Consider the following 15,475-nt stretch of genomic DNA (forward strand, 5'->3'; position numbering starts at 1 on the left):
GGTCCGGCCCTGACCTTTTTCCAAACGAGCGGAGGATCACGATATGAAAACAAATACCTATAGAATTTTTCTAAAGTACCTGATTTCGCATCTGATTCTTTTACTGTTGCCCATAACGATCTTGACATTCGTTGTGTTCGGGTCGTTTGCCCATACGCTCCAAGAGGAGCTTATTTCGGGCAATCTGAATACGCTCGATAAAGTACGCTATGCGATGGATGATAAGTTGAAGCGCGTACAGGAGATTACAAATCAATTAGTCATTGAAGACAACAGCCTCTACCCTTACCGGATAGCTGAGGATTGGGGCTATAAATCCTTTGGCATGGTCCGAGAATTAAAGCGTTTTCGAATGCAAAGCCCGTTTGTTCATGAAATTTGGCTCCATTATAAGGACGAGGACGCTATATTTACGAGCAGCAGCGTCTATTCGCAATCGATGCTGGTCAACGATATTTACCAGTTTGAGGATTGGCCGCAAGCACAGCTGCTGCAAGATTTGAATGTCAATAACGAGATGAAAATCCTTGCTCCCGGGACGGACATCAAGTCCGGACAACGCTATATGCGCATGGTCGTCCCTATATTTCCGAATCGGAGCCATTCCTACGCCACGATGGTTTTTCTGATTAACGAAGCCTCCATCCACGACCTGATGTCAACCTACACCCCAACGGATGGCGTTACTTGGATTATTGACCAGAATAACCAACCGGTTACGAGCATCGGTACAGCGGTTGGCCCTTCGGGAGCAGATATAGCGAAACAAGCTCAATTATATAAGGACAACCCTTATCGGGAGTGGCAAATAAATGATGAAAAATATTACCTGTTTCTCGTTAAATCCGAGAAAACCGGGTGGAAATATGTAACGCTGCTGCCAGTAAGCAAAGCGCTTAGTAAGGTCGAGCAGACGCGGCAGCTGTATATGTATGGCGTCGCCTCTATTCTAATATTTGGAGGAGCGATTATTTTCTTTAGTCTGCGGTGGAATTACCGCCCGATCCATCGCCTACGAGTAGCGAGCGATCAGGTGCTGCTTAAACGAACGGATGGCCTTAATGAGCTTGAAACGGTCCATTTTGCATTAAATACGCTAGTCAGCCAAAATCAGAAGCTCGGTGAACGCGTCAAAACCCAGTCTCAGGCCGTTAAGAAGCAGCTGCTCCTCTCTTTACTGAAGGGAGAATTTGACACGGCGGAGGAGCTGCATGCTTATGGTGAGGAAGTGGAATGCTTGATTTCCGGCACGCTGTTTTGGACAGCCATTGTTGAGTTTCCAGCCAACCTGAATTCAGATGCCCATCCAGCGCTGGAGGAAATGGAGCTGCTCATCCCGCCTCCTTTTCAAGCATACGGGATGGAGCATTTCGAGAAAAACCGTTATGTATTGCTCATTACGGCTGATCAGGCGGAGCTTGCAGCAGGAGATTGGCACAAAGCATTATGCCTGTTTCGGGAATCCATTTGCTTGGCTTCTTCAAGCGCCGTCACCATGGGCGTAGGAAGCATGAGCGATATAAATGGAACGCCTCGCTCATATCTGGAGGCAAAAACAGCCATTGGCTATCGTTTTGTTCAGGGACTGAACCGGACGATTTTTTACGGGGACATTCCCGTGCAGGCCGCTGTGGCGGAGGAATATCCGCACAAGGATCTTAAAGGGCTTCAGCAGGCCATTAAATCAGGCAGCACAAACAAAATTAACACTTCCATTTCGGCAATAATAGCCTTTATTCGTGATCGTCAGCCTCCACTCGATGTCGTAAGGGGATTATGCTTCGAGATCATCCGCACCGTTAACGGCGGCTGGCGGGAAATGGGGCTGAACGAGCAAAGCCCGAACCGCTATCCCGATATTTTTTATTTGGAGCGTCTGGAAACGATTGATGAATTTGAGCAGCTTATGCATGCGGTAAGCCGGGATTTAAGCTCCGCCTTCGGAAACAGTCGTAATGACAACGAGCCAACCCCAGCTAACCAGCGATCGGCAGAAGCCATGCTCCAGTATATAAGGGATCACTATAAAGACAGCAGTTTCTCACTTCAGGAAATGTCACAGCATTACGGAATGGCCCTGCCTAATTTAAGTCAATTTTTCAAGGAAAACACCGGTCAGACGCCATTGGAATTTACAACGTCGCTTCGAATGACCGCTTCCAAGCAGCTTTTATTATCAACGAAAAAGCCGCTCAAAGCCGTTGCGGAGGAAGTCGGATATAACAATGTTTGCAGTTTCATCCGGCGCTTCAAGCAGTTGACCGGCTTGACACCTGGGGAATTCCGTTTAGCCTCCAAGGAACCATCATCCTAGTTAAGAGATTGTTTATTTCATTTTAAGGAGGTGGTCCGAGCTCTGGATCAGCAGAGACAGCAACAAGGCAATCAACATCAGCTAGTTCCCAGACTAGCTCGTTTTCCATAAACCCCAAACAAGGAGGCGTAAGTGTTGAAAATGTCTAAATCCTTACATTTCACCTGCATTACCCTTTGCTTCGCTCTGATTTTGAGCATATTGCCATTCACTGCTTCTATTCCAAAGGCCGAGGCTGCAGATGCCAGCTCCTATCCCTATCAAGCAATGAGACTGGAAAACGTCAACAAAGGCTGGAATTTAAACATTCTCGGCTACAGCAGCAATTCTGAAGTGAACGTATGGCCTACGAATGGTGAAAGCAACGAAAGATGGAGATTTGAAACGACAGACGGAGATTACTTCAAGCTCATTAATGAAAAAACGGGCCTGCTGCTCTCTCCGCTTAATTGGTCATTGGCAGATGGAACCGCCGCCGTGCTTTATGCGGAAGCTAACAGAGACGAGCAATTATGGAAAATCGTTGGCACCGATACCGATGTTAATGGCGACTACATTTCCTATCGCGTCTTAAACAAGGCTGACAACACAAAAGCGCTTATCCTCAATCTATCGACGAATAAAACGATGATAGGCACATATGCAGGCAACACTACCCACAAGTGGAAGCTCGTCTCAGACGGCCTTGTCGGCTTTGCCGGATTTGCCAAGGATTTGAACGGGGCCAATAAAACCGGAACGATCGGCGGCTTGCTGGGAAAAACCGTTTTCGTCAATACGCTTGCCGAGCTGAAAGCTGCCTTGCTCGATACAAAACCGCTGACGATCGTCATTTCCAGCAATATCGATAATGCCAACTCAGAGGTTTACGATTTACGAATTGCCTCCAATAAGACGATTATCGGATCCTTTGCGGCCAACAGGCTGACCGACGCGCGTCTGCGCACCGATGACTATTTTAAGGTAGAGGGCGTCAGCAACAATGTCATCATTAAAAACATCAATTTTGAAATTAAGAACAGGAGAGATGTTGTGACCGTTGCGATCTATGGGTCGCGCAACGTCTGGATTGACCATAACACCTTTACCTCCACTCTCGGTATTGATGTTGGCGAGGTCGGAAAATTTATTTGGGTCAATACGAGCGTCTATTCCAACACCGACCCAGACTATGTCACCATCTCCTACAACAAGCTATCTCACCGATATTGGACCGTTGCTTTTGGCACAGTAACGGCACTAAACAAAAATAATGCGACCGTTATGCTGAACAACTTTGATTCGACGGTACGCAGAACACCGCAATCGGGCAACGGCCGGCTGCATGTATTAAACAATTTGATTCAGAGGACGCTGCCAAGCACCGATGACGCCGGCTATGCGGCCATTATCGGAGGCTCGGGCGCACATGTATATTCGGATGCCAACCGCTTCCACAACTTTAAGAAAGCATCCAGCGGCTATTGGGATACAGAAATTACGATTGATCCAAATGCTACCGTCAAAGATGTCGGCTCCTACACCAATAAAGGTGAAAATGCACCCGTAGCGACACCTTATGCACTACCAACTCCAAGCGGCACGGTGACGACCTTCAATCCAGCCACTAAATACAGCTACCCAATCTTGAATGCGTATGCAACTTCAGGAAACGACGTAAAAACCTTCGCAACCAATTTTGCAGGTGCCGTAAGCAGCGCCTCAAGCTTGAAATACATTCATTACCCTGAATTCGCAAGCTATCTGCAATAAGCTTTAGGATATGGCTTGTGAAATCTTTATAATGTAAAAAAAGCGCAAGTACCGCGGCTACTCCAGCGTCGATACTTGCGCTTTCTCCTTCACCGTTGCCTACTTTAACAATAATCAATCTTCATCGTTCCAAAACATTAGCCAGATAAATTGATTGCTGTTGGTGTTTCAAGGTCAAGGAAACAATAGGCAGGCCATTTAAGATTTGAATCTTCATGAACGCTGCCTTATTCCTGAGAAAAACTCTTCAACCTCTTCCACATCCGTCCGGCTAGTATGAAAAACATATAATTCACGCATTGGAAATTGTTTATGAAAATGTTTATATCCGTCCCACGCTTCCTGAGGGTTGTCATAATCCTGAATAATCGCCATATCTTGAAGTCTGCGAATTCGGTTGTTAGAGCTAGCTTTAATCGCTTCCACCAACACAAAACGATCCGGAAGTGAATCAACTATTTCTTCCCATTTCATTGGCTTCACCTCGCTTTGGTATGTTGTGATTATTATACCATATTGCTGAGATTGGTAGGAATTTGTAAATGAAAACTTAGTTCATCATGTCACTTCAAAAACCATAATTAAGGCACATCCGCCACTTGAAACATGCACTATATAAGCTACTTAACTAACTATTGATGTTTTAATTTCCACTCTCCTAGAAAATAAATGATATACGCTTGCGGAACCACATCACATTGGTAATGCAAAAATCAAACATTAAATCTACCACATTAAAAAGAGATTGCCCTAAAATCAAGGCAACCTCTGCCCCTTCTCCATATATCCTGCTTTCTTAGCTACTTCTTACAAAATTCCTCACTACCCCTCCGAAACCTCCGGCAATTCCGCCTTCATGCGCTGGAACAAAGCAAATGTGACAGCACTCGTCAAAATAATGACAATCCCCGACCAGAAAAACCATACCTGCACGCCGTACTTATCGACAATAGGTCCTGCTAATGCTAGCCCAATCGGGGAGGAAAGCATCATCACGCTTGTGACGAGCGAAATAACACGTCCCAGCATCGAAGGCTCGAAAGCCCTTTGGATCATCGCCATATAAGGCCCATTGAAGAAAGGCGCTGCCGCTCCCATAAAGAAAGATACGACCACAAACAGCACAAAAGCCTCCTTGCTGATCACACCGCTCAGCACACAGGTCAGACCAATCATGGCCAAGCTCAGGCTCATATACGTAATGTCCTTCCATTTAGAAGCAACTACCGACAGCAGTACGCCACCCGCAATCATGCCAATGCCAAAAATCGCTTCAACGAGGCTGGCACTGTATCCCCCACGCCCGAAATGAGATAACGTCATGAAAGGAAACAATGTCGCCAAAGGCATAAATCCAATGCTGAAAATAGCTGTAGCTATCGTAATGACGACAATTGGCTTTACTTTAATGAAAGCATCCCAGCCCAGCTTAAACTCCTTGAAAAAGGATGGCGCTTGTGTTGTCTCCGGCTTTGGCTGATGAATCCTCACAAACAATAACATGACATTGGCGATTAACGCTCCGGCCACATCAAGGAACAGCACCGCTCCAAGCGACGTCGCGGAATAAACTGCAATGCCCAGCGCCGGTCCGATTACACTGGAAAAGGAAAAAACCATCTGCTGCCAGCCCGCCACACGGGTCAGCTGATCCTCAGGCGCCATTAATGGGATCGCAGCTTGAAAAGCCGGCGCATGGAAGGCAGAGGCAGCAGAGCGAACCATCAAAATCACGTAGACAAACGCTAGACTCGGCTCGCCAAAAAAGAAATACAAGCCTAAAATCAAACTAAAAAAGGCAATTGCACTATCGGCTATAATCATCGTCAATTTACGGTTCCAGCGATCCAGCCATACGCCAATAAAAGGCCCTAAAATCGCCTGCGGCAAAAATCCAGCCAAGCCCGCTATCATTAAAACCGAGGCGGACCCGGTCGTTTGCGTCAGATGCCAAATAACCGAAAATTGCACCATCGAACTCGTCAATATGGAAAAGATTTGTCCGCTGAAAATAACCGCGAACGTTTTTTGCCATTTAAGCTGCATGGATATAGTCTCCTTCATTCATTTTGACTATGATATATGCACCTTAAATTAACGTAATCGCATGGAATGGGTCAAGAAAGACACCTCCTAAAATTTAGAATTATTATAGCGACAAATTAAACGGAACGCAAACAAAAGCAGCCGGTTATAATTCGCCGGCTGCTTTCATTATATAGATGCTTTCGCGTGCTTCACGCTGAATGCTTCATGCCCTATTTTTCACTAAAAGTTAATCGTAAATCATCGGGCTTCTATGCGCATTTGTATAATTATCGCGGTCTGTGCGATCGGTCATGCTGCGGTAGTTCATGTCGCCATCATAACCTCGCGTTTCGATTTTGTTAGCGTTGGCCGGGAACAGGCGCTCAGCCATTGCGTTAAATTCGACTATGAAGCCTTGGATCGGATGTCCGTTGCGGACATCGGTCATGTAGCTCGTCATACGGCCAACAAAATCGGGGTTAGCCGATACGTAGACATTGTTAACACCTGGCTTCACCTTTCTGACTTCCTTGGCAATTTCAGCTTTAATTTGGTGGGTCAAAGCATTTTCGCCCGTGCTCATCGTATTCATGCCGCGTTGGTAATTTGAGCCGTCACGGCCCATATAGCTGGAGTTGGTGCGGCTCATCAGCTTTTTATCACCATTTTTGAGGTTGTCCTCAAACGATACCGCCACATAAGCGTTGTTATCGGTCAGCAGCACGTTTGCGGACTTAACGTTATGCTTATTGGTAATACGTTTCGCAATTTCTTCGCTCATTTCCATTTTATAATTTTTATGACTACCTACAATGTTATTTCCATAGATGTTTTTTCCATTCACATAATTTTTCTCATTCATATGATCATTAGCAAAACGATCGTTTAAAACTCTGTTTCCATTTGCATCTTCCCTTACCATTTTGGTGCGAATGTTTTTATTTCCCAAATCACCTTGATTGGCTGCACAGCCTGTCAACATGGCACTAAGCAGGGCGCCTGCGGACAAGACAGCAAGAAAATTCGTTTTACGCATGTGCTGTATTCCTCCCTTGTGGTTGTTTACAGGCCTCATGACCCGCTATTAGGATGAGCGTTCGCGATTCAGACTATGCACCAATTGGACTTGACAAAATGTATGGAGAGGAGTAATTTATTATCAGGTATTAGCATCTGGTACTAAATTATGAAGGAGTTGTTTTTCATGACCATTTCCACACTCGTACAATCCCATGCAGCAGTAACGGCTATCGGCACTTATGTACCTGAACGCATTTTAAGCAATCCAGATTTAGAAAAGCTTGTAGACACTTCGGATGAATGGATTTTTCAACGTACAGGCATCCGCGAGCGCCGAATAGTAGGAGAACAGCAATTTGCCAGCGATTTAGCCATTGAAGCTGTGCGCGATTTGATCCACAGATATAATAAAACCGTTCATGATGTCGACTACATCATCGTCGCAACCTCTACACCGGATTCTTTCGTTCCAAGTGTAGCCTCACGAGTACAGGCGTCATTCGGCATGAAAGGCTGCGGAAATGCTGATTTGCAAGCCGCATGCGCTGGCTTCACTTCCGCCCTGCAAATGGCAAATGGCCTATTGCTTTCCAAGCTATGCCGTAAAATTTTAATTATTGGCACCGAAACGCTTTCACGGGCTACAGATTACACAGACCGGACGACCTGCATTTTATTCGGCGATGGCGCAGGTGCCATGCTCGTTGAAACGACCGATACGGGATCCGATATTAGCAGCATGGCTGCCGCTGGTTCTACACTGCCTGCTGGCGACATACTCGCTTCAAATGCGAGCACCGATGGTGAGCAGGGTCATCACGTATACCGCAGCAGCCTGGCGCCACACATCGGCAGCTTCGAGCTTACACAAAATACCATGCTCGTCCAAAATGGCCGGGAAGTATATCGCTGGGCATTAAGCCGCGTAGCAGCAGGCGTTCAAGAGCTGCTGGATGGCAGCGGCTACACCGCTCAGACGATTGACTGGTTCGTTCCGCACAATGCCAATCAGCGTATTATAGATGCTTTATGCGAGCGTATCGGTTTTGAAGCGCAGCAGGCGCTGTCCAGCATTGAGCATTATGGCAACACCTCTGCCGCTTCCATTCCGCTTGCGCTGGATGCAGCCGTCAAAGACGGCAGAGTGAAGCCGGGTCATCTGCTGCTGTTATATGGTTTTGGAGGCGGACTTACGCAATCTGGCGTTATTATGCGGTGGTCCATTTAAGCTGCCGCAGCCAGTACAACATGCCCCAAGCCTCATTATGAAAATAAAATGGACAGCATCGCATGCAGCCTATGGGCATAAGTATGCTCGCTCAGCGTGCGATGCATGCCGCGAATGGCAATTTCCTTGCGCTCATTTTCATGATTCAAATAATAGTCCAGCTTTTCCACCATGTCCTGCGGAGATTCATACGTCACAATTTCTACACCCGGTGTGTAGAAAGAAGCCAAATCTTCCCGCACATCCGTTAACTGGAGTACAGCACAAGCCGAAATTTCAAATGTGCGCGGATTTGGCGAAGACGCCGTTATTCCTAGACTGTTGCTGTTAAATAAGGCATCATCATGAGCCCGGTGCATATTAATGACGATTTTGGACGCATTATAAGCAAGCGCCGTATCCTGCGGAGTCATCCATTCCCCTAGATTGATTTTAGATCGCAGTCTATCGAAATTTTCCAGCCGATCCCACCAAATCCCCGATATGAGCGTATCTTTGCTGGCCAAATAGGAAGCAGCCTCGTTAAAATATTGAACTCTGTTCAAATAGCCCGAGCCGATGAAGCTGATCTCCTTGCGCTTGCTGCGCTGCGGATTCATCGGCCTGAACTGGGCGGGCATGACGCAGAATGGCAAATAATGCACATTGTCACAACCTCGCTCCTGATAAAGCGCTACACAATTTCGATCAAGCGTAAACACGGCGTCATAATGCGGGGCAAGCGTTATCGTGATATCCGCGTAATAAGGGTCATCTGTAAACCAAATAGCTGTACGTATGCCTAAAGCGCGCATGGCATCAATTTGTGCTACATCAAACTGCAGCCCATCCAGCACAATAACATAGTCCGGACGAGCTTGCGCGGCGATTTCTGCTACAGGCTCACCCGTCTTCACGACAGTTAGCTGAGCGACCATTCCCGTTAATGTAGCGGCTACCGCTTCATCAAGCGGCGAATAAGGAAATCCCTTTCCTGTGGACACGTACATGACATGTACAGGCCATACTCCTGCTATGGGGGGGATATGGCTAATAACCGACTCGCATTGGCCAAACCAATAACCGTCCTCCCAGCCTTCATGGTAGCCTGCAGCTCTCCCTAGTTCTACTTCAGTGGGCGGATTCTGCCTTTGTCGCAAAGCCGATCGTTTAGCCATTCGACTCTCCCTCCCTCATAATAAGCTGTAATAACTGCACGGCACGTGATCTGAATGTATGGTCCCTCAGCGTGCGGCGCAGACCATTAACTGCAATCCGGCTGCGGGCTTCCTCATTTTCCAAATAAAAATCGATTTTTGCTGCGAGCTCCTCAGCATCTTGAAAAGTCTCAATTTCCTGTCCAGCCGTGTAATAATACGGCAAATCCTCACGAATATCCGTTAGTTGGAAAGCGCCGCAAGCGGCAATCTCATACGTTCGCGGATTGATCGAGCGCCCCGGGCTCTGTAACGCATTAAAATTGTCTGAGCCTGCCTCCGTCGTTCGATGAATATTAATGACGATTTTGGCGTTGTTATAATAAGGGATCGTCTGCTTTGCACTTAACCAGTCGGTATGAATAAACGGCTGCAACCGCTTATAGACCGCTAAACGCTCCCATAGACCCCCGGACAAAAAGATTTTGCGCCTCTTTGCCAGCAGCCGCTCGCTAATGGCATCAATTAGCCCGATTCGGTTCCAAAATCCTTGCCCAATAAAGCAAACATCGCTGGCAAAAGCTGAATTCGATCGCTGCGGCCGATACAAGCCGGCATGCACCGCCAGAGGCAAATAATGTACGTTGGTGCAGCCAATGCTGCGATACAGCTCAAGTGTCCCAAGCTCATGCGTCAGCACGATATCATAATGCGGCGCTGCTGCAACCGTCTTCTCCGTCATATAAGGATCATCTACGAACCATACTGCTGTACGGAAGCCCCGCTGCTTGACCTCGCCGATCTGCTGCAGATGATTGGCTGGAAAAGTATGCAGGCCGTTCATCACAAGCACGATGTCGGGGGAAATAGCTGCCGCTTGCTCGGCAAGCTGTTCTGCGCTTCCAACATGAAGCTCGGTCACACTCGCTTGCAGCGCCTCAATGAGGCCCGTGTCAATGGCCTCAAACCCTTGCGGGATATAGAGCATCCGCATGGGAACGGGCGTTAGCTCCGGCGAAGGCAACAGTCCGCTTAACGCTTCGCAAGCGCCGTCTCGCCAGCCGGTATGAAAGCCAGTTTCATACCCACTTTGCCGCACTTGCTTGCGGGAATTATTTTTTCTGGCCACCATTAGCTGCACCGCCTTGCTTCGATTTTAATCGCTGCACAACATGCTTCCAATATGTATATGTCAAAAAGCAGTCCAGCTAAGCGGCATTTATCCCTGCATCGCAAAAATTGGCGTTTAACCTGCTTTTTCCGTCAAGATTTTTGCCATATATGGATAGGAACACAGCTTGTCCTCAAGCCGGTAATCCAAAAAAACTCTAACCTGCTGGTGGCGAATAAACCATCAAGCAGGCAGAGCTAATTTAAATAAAATGTTCGCATACTTCCGAAAAGCATGACAAGGTACGTACGGCTTACGGCGTTTGCTCATACGCCAGCTGATGTCCATCTTCGAAGCCTTTCGCAAATCCAGCATTATAACCCGCATTATACGTCTGGTTGAAGCCCTCATTAAAGGTCTCCGGCACAATTACGCGTTGTCTGACCACTTTCCTGCGGCGGCGCAGCGATGAGCTGCTACCTGTTTTTTTCCCTGTTGCCCTGCGCTTACGCGAGCTTTTTGGGCGGCGCGTTACAGCTTTGCTGGCAGAGCGTTTCGTTGCCCGTTTGCGGACGGACACGCGTTTTTTTATACTCAATTCCCATTCCTCCTGTTCACTTGCGGATGCCACCGCACCTGCTTTCCTTGCAGCTCGTTACGGAGCCATGGCTCAGGCGGCTTGCCCTTCTTTACCCGGTAGCTGCGCACTGGCCAACCCGTCACGCTTTCCGCTAGCTGCTCCTGCATATTGGTCAGCAAGCGCACATTTTCACCAATTCGCTTGGCTGTTTGAGGTGCCAGCTCCGCTACATCAGCCACGCTGTTCAAAATGCGGGCAAGCGCGAGCTGGCTCCGCGCAATCGAAGCCAGCACCTCCAATTTAACCTCTCGCTCGCGGCGCACTATTTCTCTCAACGCCCGCCTCCGAATCCGCCACCAAAGTTGAAATCCGAACCACCGGAGGAATCGCCTTCCTCCCCGTCCTTCTGCAAAACGGCTTTGAGTACGGATACGATGCCTTGACTCATTTTATTAATACCCTCAATCGTCTCGACCATCTGGTCATGTACACCTAGCGTCTGCTTAAGCTGCGACTGGTCGCCTGGAAAAGTGCCCGAATGAATATGATTGCATATCCAATTGCGGGCCTTCTCTGCTTCCTCCGCCTTCGCCTCCAAAATTAGCGCCACGTTCCACTGCATATTGGCAGTAGCGCCCAACATGCGCATATAGGCTTGCTCTCGGTCCATGACATGCGCTCCCCTTTTCGCTCCGTCATTCTTCCTCACCCGGGTTCAATTCTTTTATCGTATAAGACAGCTGAGACGCCAGCGTCTCCTGCAGCTCAGCCATGCTGTTTAAATAAGCAATAACACTGCCCAGCAGCGCTTGCGATTCCCCGAGCAGATCATCTACGCCGCCAAAATTCGGTTGATGATCGGGTAGGCTTTTCACAATTTCGGCCATTCGTACCGTGACATGGCGCTTTGCCTCCAGCATTCGTGCCATCTGGCTGTTGGAATGGGATAAATGCTCAATAATTTCGGTTACGATATGCTGCATGGACAACGATCCTCCCTCAGGCTGTGGCTTGACTCTGTGCCGCCACTTGAATAGGTGCAGCTAATTACAGCATATGCACGGCAATACACAGTGATACTTGGCAGCAATCAGTGGCTCGAAGCCCATTCTAAAGTTGTTGGCGAAGCTTAACCGTTGGAATAATCGGCAATCCTTCCGGAATCGCATGCAGCTGCTCCAGTGTAAGCTGGACTGATGGCCTTGCCTTAAGCGCCCAGCCTTCAAAAGCAGCTTCCGTTATCATTTTCCGCTTCAGGCCCTGCTGCATATAATAATGAAAACCATCAAGCCCGCTAACAGTTTTGCCATGAAGGTCGCTGCCTTCCATCGCCAGCATTCGCTGCCACCTGGCATGAACCTCCTCGCTAGATATCGGCGAGCCCAGCGGCCAGCGTCTAATGTCAATTTGTCCAATGCGGACGGCTTCTCCGCTAAATTCGCCTTCAACAGGGCGCCTGTTGCCCCCTTCAATCCAATATACTCTACCATTTAATGAAGTAACGGCAATGCCATCCGGGTAATAGGCTGCTTCCCCAAGTGCCGCCAGCTCGGCCTTTAGCGCAGGCTGCTCGGCAGCACGATGCTTCATGACGCTGACCAGTTCATGCGGATTGCCCCATTTATTCATATAATGCTGCAGGTTGCGGTTATTGACCTCCTCAAGCTGTGCACCTAATGCTTTAATGCTGACACTGCCAAAATGATGAATAAACGAATCACGGGCAATGACAAGCGAATACCCAAGCAGCTTCACCCGAATGTTATAGTCATCATCTTCAAAATTGCCAATTTCAAATCCTTCATCAAAATAGCCAATTTTCTCCCACAGTTCTCTGCGTAGCAAGAGACAGAAGCCCGTCAGCCGTTCAACCTGCTGCCAGCGTCTGGCATCTGGCACATTATTAAGTCTAGCAAAGTCCGGCATATCCGCTACGTTCGTATAGGGAACCTCTATCAGCTGCTCCCCGCCAATATAATTCGTGACAGGCCCAACCATGCCAATTTGCGGATTGCTATTCAAGCAAGCCATCATATTGACCAGCCAATTGTCGGTTACGAGTGTGTCATTGTTCAATATAAGCATCATCGTGCCTTTAGCCATCATCATGCCTCTGTTGACTGCCCCAGCGAAGCCGTAGTTTTCGCTTAAAATCCGGTAGCGCACCTGCCCATCAAGCTGGGCCAAATAGCTTCCCGTCCCATCGGTTGAAGCATTATCAATAACGATAATTTCATAAGCAAGGTCCGTATGGTCCATAATGCTTTCAATGCACAGCTTCAAATATTGGAGCTGATTATAGCTCGGGATAATGATGCTCGTTCCTTGAAACTTTTCATTATAGCTAGTAAGTCCCGCTAGCCGACCATCCTGATAGCCTTGCTCGACCCCTTGGGCATACCACGCTTGCTGCTGCACGTGAGATTGTTTTGTAGTGCGGGGCCGCTTTCTTGCTGCTTTTCTTCTCATTCTCCCGTCTCCTTCAATAGCCTCGCTGCCGCTTCATGCAAGGATTCGAACGTGCCCGCATCCGACCACCATCCTGCAAGCGTATGGGAAGCGAGTGTTCCCGCACGGGCATACATATTGTTTAAATCGGTAATTTCCAGTTCGCCGCGGTCTGACGGCTCCAACCGATCAATCGCTGCAAAGACGCTGGAATCATACATATAAATGCCCGTTACACATAAATCCGATTGCGGCTCAGCTGGTTTTTCGTCTATATAAGCAATTTGTCCTGCTTCCTGAAACACCGCTATGCCATAGCGATGGGGGTCTGGTACTTGTTTGAGCAGCACCATCGCACCTTCCCGCTGCTGGGCAAACTTCCGCACATATGGAGCCAGATTATCCTCGAACAAATTGTCGCCGAGCAGTACAATAAACTTTTCATCATTCCGAATAAAATCGCGCGCCAGCACCAGCGCCTCAGCGATGCCGCCCGCTTCCTCCTGAATACGGTAAGTCAGCGAGACACCAAGCTCGCGGCCGCTTCCTAAATACGACGCAAACAAACCTATCGACTGCCGTCCTGTCACAAGCAGCATTTCTGTAATGCCTGCCTGATGCAGCTTATCAATGCCATAAAAAATCATCGGATGCTTGCCTACGGGAAGCATATGCTTATTCATTAAAGTGGTCAGCGGTTTTAGCCGCGTCCCTGTTCCTCCTGCCAAAATGACTGCTTTCACGGGTTAACCTCCATACCGCTTTAGCCATAGCCTAAAGCGCAAACTCGCGGCAGCGACGGTAATCCTCAAAACCGCCACGTTCATTCGATTGTGTAATGAGCCAGTGGATCGCTTCCAAATGATCCCCAACAATGAGATGCTCCAGCGGATTGCGCCGTTCGCGCTGCGGCCTGCGCCTGTTTATTTTGCCAACATTGACCGTATGCACAGCTTCAACCTTCAAACCAAGCCGAATAGCTCTCGCATGGGCAAGTGGTGGGACGCACAGCGCCTCTGCTCCGATTAGAGACAGGCCTTGCCTGCTTATGGCATGGGGGATTGCTGTGAAGGAGGCTCCTTTCAGATCCGGGCGTTCCAGCACAATATTGAGCGTGTGCTTCGCAAGCACGACGCTGTGCACAGCGGTTTTTTCCACGGGGCCGGTATAATCATTTAAAGCAGCATCTACGCCGCGATGCAGTATTGCATAGACAAAATGCCGCAATTGTGCGGTGCTGATGACCATATCTCCATCCACAAACAGCAACACCTCACCTAGGGCAGCCCTCGCTCCAACGCTTCGTCCAACATCATGGCCAAGCGCCTTTTCATAGCGGAGCACTCGTGCTCCTGCACGCTTGGCAATTTCGGCTGAACCATCCGTCGAGCCATTTGCAACGACGATAACCTCAGTCCTGGGATGGACACCCGCCGCCTCCCTTATGACCCTGCGAATGGTAGCCCGTTCATTCATGACGGGAATAATAACGGATACGACTGGAGACTGCATCGGCTGCGCATCTCCGGCATATTCGTCTGCGGCCAAACCGCTCTGGGCAGGATGCGGCTTTCTCACAGCGCGGAAATTCCGGGCTTTTTTCCCCTTCGCACCCTTCGCTTTCTTCATCCGCTTTGTTCACCTCGGTATACGCCTATAGTTCAAAATGGTGCTGCAACGTAATTACACCACATAATATGTACCTCCATCATCTGCGCAACGGCAAATGTACAACTCCCATGATGTCTGTCCCGCACCCATATCAACGGCTGTAGGCGGTTAACAGAAAAAAAATTCCCCTCGCGCCTTGCGTGAGAGGAATTTTTTTCCGTACTGAATTACAGCGTCTTATCAGCAA

15 protein-coding genes are annotated in these 15,475 nt (G+C 48.5%); 3 read left to right on the top strand and 12 right to left on the bottom strand.

Annotated features, from left to right (window positions below; all coding sequences use genetic code 11):
* Window positions 1-43: 43 nt before the first annotated feature.
* Entirely contained in the window at window positions 44-2,314 is a 2,271-nt protein-coding gene (locus tag ABEW34_RS10595) for a helix-turn-helix domain-containing protein (protein WP_430157993.1), read from the top strand.
* A 141-nt stretch (window positions 2,315-2,455) separates the two neighbouring features.
* Window positions 2,456-4,066 (top strand): RICIN domain-containing protein, encoded by a 1,611-nt coding sequence (locus tag ABEW34_RS10600; protein WP_430157995.1) that lies wholly within the window; start codon window positions 2,456-2,458, stop codon window positions 4,064-4,066.
* Window positions 4,067-4,279: 213 nt separating this feature from the next.
* On the opposite strand, the gene ABEW34_RS10605 is transcribed toward ABEW34_RS10600, so the two are convergent.
* The 3 genes from ABEW34_RS10605 to ABEW34_RS10615 form a co-directional block, all read right to left on the bottom strand.
* The gene (locus tag ABEW34_RS10605; protein WP_430157998.1) at window positions 4,280-4,540 is read right to left on the bottom strand and encodes a hypothetical protein; all 261 of its coding nucleotides are present in this window, start codon (window positions 4,538-4,540) and stop codon (window positions 4,280-4,282) included.
* 348 nt (window positions 4,541-4,888) lie between these two features.
* Window positions 4,889-6,112, bottom strand: a complete 1,224-nt coding sequence (locus tag ABEW34_RS10610; protein WP_430158000.1) for an MFS transporter — start codon at window positions 6,110-6,112, stop codon at window positions 4,889-4,891.
* A 229-nt stretch (window positions 6,113-6,341) separates the two neighbouring features.
* Window positions 6,342-7,130: a YhcN/YlaJ family sporulation lipoprotein gene (locus tag ABEW34_RS10615; RefSeq protein WP_430158003.1), complete on the bottom strand. Its 789-nt coding sequence runs from the start codon at window positions 7,128-7,130 to the stop codon at window positions 6,342-6,344.
* Window positions 7,131-7,298: 168 nt separating this feature from the next.
* Here ABEW34_RS10615 and ABEW34_RS10620 point away from each other — a divergent pair, with 168 nt between their 5' ends.
* Window positions 7,299-8,342, top strand: a complete 1,044-nt coding sequence (locus tag ABEW34_RS10620; RefSeq protein ID WP_430158005.1) for a ketoacyl-ACP synthase III — start codon at window positions 7,299-7,301, stop codon at window positions 8,340-8,342.
* 35 nt (window positions 8,343-8,377) lie between these two features.
* Here ABEW34_RS10620 and ABEW34_RS10625 read toward each other — a convergent pair whose 3' ends face one another.
* From ABEW34_RS10625 to ABEW34_RS10665, 9 genes are all read right to left on the bottom strand, one after another.
* Window positions 8,378-9,499 carry a CgeB family protein gene (locus ABEW34_RS10625; RefSeq protein WP_430158008.1) on the bottom strand — a complete coding sequence of 374 codons (1,122 nt, stop codon included), beginning with the start codon at window positions 9,497-9,499 and terminating at the stop codon, window positions 8,378-8,380.
* Window positions 9,492-10,610 carry a CgeB family protein gene (locus tag ABEW34_RS10630; protein ID WP_430158010.1) on the bottom strand — a complete coding sequence of 373 codons (1,119 nt, stop codon included), beginning with the start codon at window positions 10,608-10,610 and terminating at the stop codon, window positions 9,492-9,494. The genes ABEW34_RS10625 and ABEW34_RS10630 overlap by 8 nt, the downstream gene beginning before the upstream one ends.
* A gap of 292 nt (window positions 10,611-10,902) precedes the next feature.
* Window positions 10,903-11,187 (bottom strand): hypothetical protein, encoded by a 285-nt coding sequence (locus ABEW34_RS10635; protein ID WP_430158012.1) that lies wholly within the window; start codon window positions 11,185-11,187, stop codon window positions 10,903-10,905.
* The gene (locus ABEW34_RS10640; RefSeq protein ID WP_430158015.1) at window positions 11,184-11,504 is read right to left on the bottom strand and encodes a hypothetical protein; all 321 of its coding nucleotides are present in this window, start codon (window positions 11,502-11,504) and stop codon (window positions 11,184-11,186) included. The genes ABEW34_RS10635 and ABEW34_RS10640 overlap by 4 nt, the downstream gene beginning before the upstream one ends.
* Entirely contained in the window at window positions 11,501-11,839 is a 339-nt protein-coding gene (locus ABEW34_RS10645; RefSeq protein ID WP_430158018.1) for a restriction endonuclease subunit S, read from the bottom strand. Before ABEW34_RS10645 ends, ABEW34_RS10640 begins: the two co-directional genes overlap by 4 nt.
* Before the next feature lie 25 nt (window positions 11,840-11,864).
* Window positions 11,865-12,152, bottom strand: a complete 288-nt coding sequence (locus ABEW34_RS10650) for a nucleoside-diphosphate sugar epimerase (RefSeq protein ID WP_430158020.1) — start codon at window positions 12,150-12,152, stop codon at window positions 11,865-11,867.
* Between the two features lie 127 nt (window positions 12,153-12,279).
* On the bottom strand, window positions 12,280-13,638 hold the full coding sequence (locus ABEW34_RS10655) for a glycosyltransferase family 2 protein (protein WP_430158023.1): 1,359 nt from the start codon (window positions 13,636-13,638) through the stop codon (window positions 12,280-12,282).
* A complete protein-coding gene (locus ABEW34_RS10660; protein ID WP_430158026.1) occupies window positions 13,635-14,360 on the bottom strand; it encodes a sugar phosphate nucleotidyltransferase in 726 nt (241 codons plus the stop codon). Before ABEW34_RS10660 ends, ABEW34_RS10655 begins: the two co-directional genes overlap by 4 nt.
* 31 nt (window positions 14,361-14,391) lie before the next feature.
* Complete coding sequence (locus ABEW34_RS10665) at window positions 14,392-15,246, bottom strand: glycosyltransferase family 2 protein (protein ID WP_430158029.1); 855 nt, start codon at window positions 15,244-15,246, stop codon at window positions 14,392-14,394.
* Window positions 15,247-15,475: the final 229 nt, after the last annotated feature.

This window comes from Paenibacillus algorifonticola, from assembly GCF_050481745.1.
GTDB classification, from domain to species: Bacteria; Bacillota; Bacilli; order Paenibacillales; family Paenibacillaceae; genus Pristimantibacillus; species Pristimantibacillus algorifonticola_A.

Coding starts and splice junctions, on each gene's coding strand:
- ABEW34_RS10595 (WP_430157993.1), top strand. CDS start 44: ATGAAAACAAATACCTATAGAATTTTTCTAAAGTACCTGATTTCGCAT.
- ABEW34_RS10600 (WP_430157995.1), top strand. CDS start 2,456: ATGTCTAAATCCTTACATTTCACCTGCATTACCCTTTGCTTCGCTCTG.
- ABEW34_RS10605 (WP_430157998.1), bottom strand. CDS start 4,540: ATGAAATGGGAAGAAATAGTTGATTCACTTCCGGATCGTTTTGTGTTG.
- ABEW34_RS10610 (WP_430158000.1), bottom strand. CDS start 6,112: ATGCAGCTTAAATGGCAAAAAACGTTCGCGGTTATTTTCAGCGGACAA.
- ABEW34_RS10615 (WP_430158003.1), bottom strand. CDS start 7,130: ATGCGTAAAACGAATTTTCTTGCTGTCTTGTCCGCAGGCGCCCTGCTT.
- ABEW34_RS10620 (WP_430158005.1), top strand. CDS start 7,299: ATGACCATTTCCACACTCGTACAATCCCATGCAGCAGTAACGGCTATC.
- ABEW34_RS10625 (WP_430158008.1), bottom strand. CDS start 9,499: ATGGCTAAACGATCGGCTTTGCGACAAAGGCAGAATCCGCCCACTGAA.
- ABEW34_RS10630 (WP_430158010.1), bottom strand. CDS start 10,610: ATGGTGGCCAGAAAAAATAATTCCCGCAAGCAAGTGCGGCAAAGTGGG.
- ABEW34_RS10645 (WP_430158018.1), bottom strand. CDS start 11,839: ATGGACCGAGAGCAAGCCTATATGCGCATGTTGGGCGCTACTGCCAAT.
- ABEW34_RS10650 (WP_430158020.1), bottom strand. CDS start 12,152: ATGCAGCATATCGTAACCGAAATTATTGAGCATTTATCCCATTCCAAC.
- ABEW34_RS10655 (WP_430158023.1), bottom strand. CDS start 13,638: ATGAGAAGAAAAGCAGCAAGAAAGCGGCCCCGCACTACAAAACAATCT.
- ABEW34_RS10665 (WP_430158029.1), bottom strand. CDS start 15,246: ATGAAGAAAGCGAAGGGTGCGAAGGGGAAAAAAGCCCGGAATTTCCGC.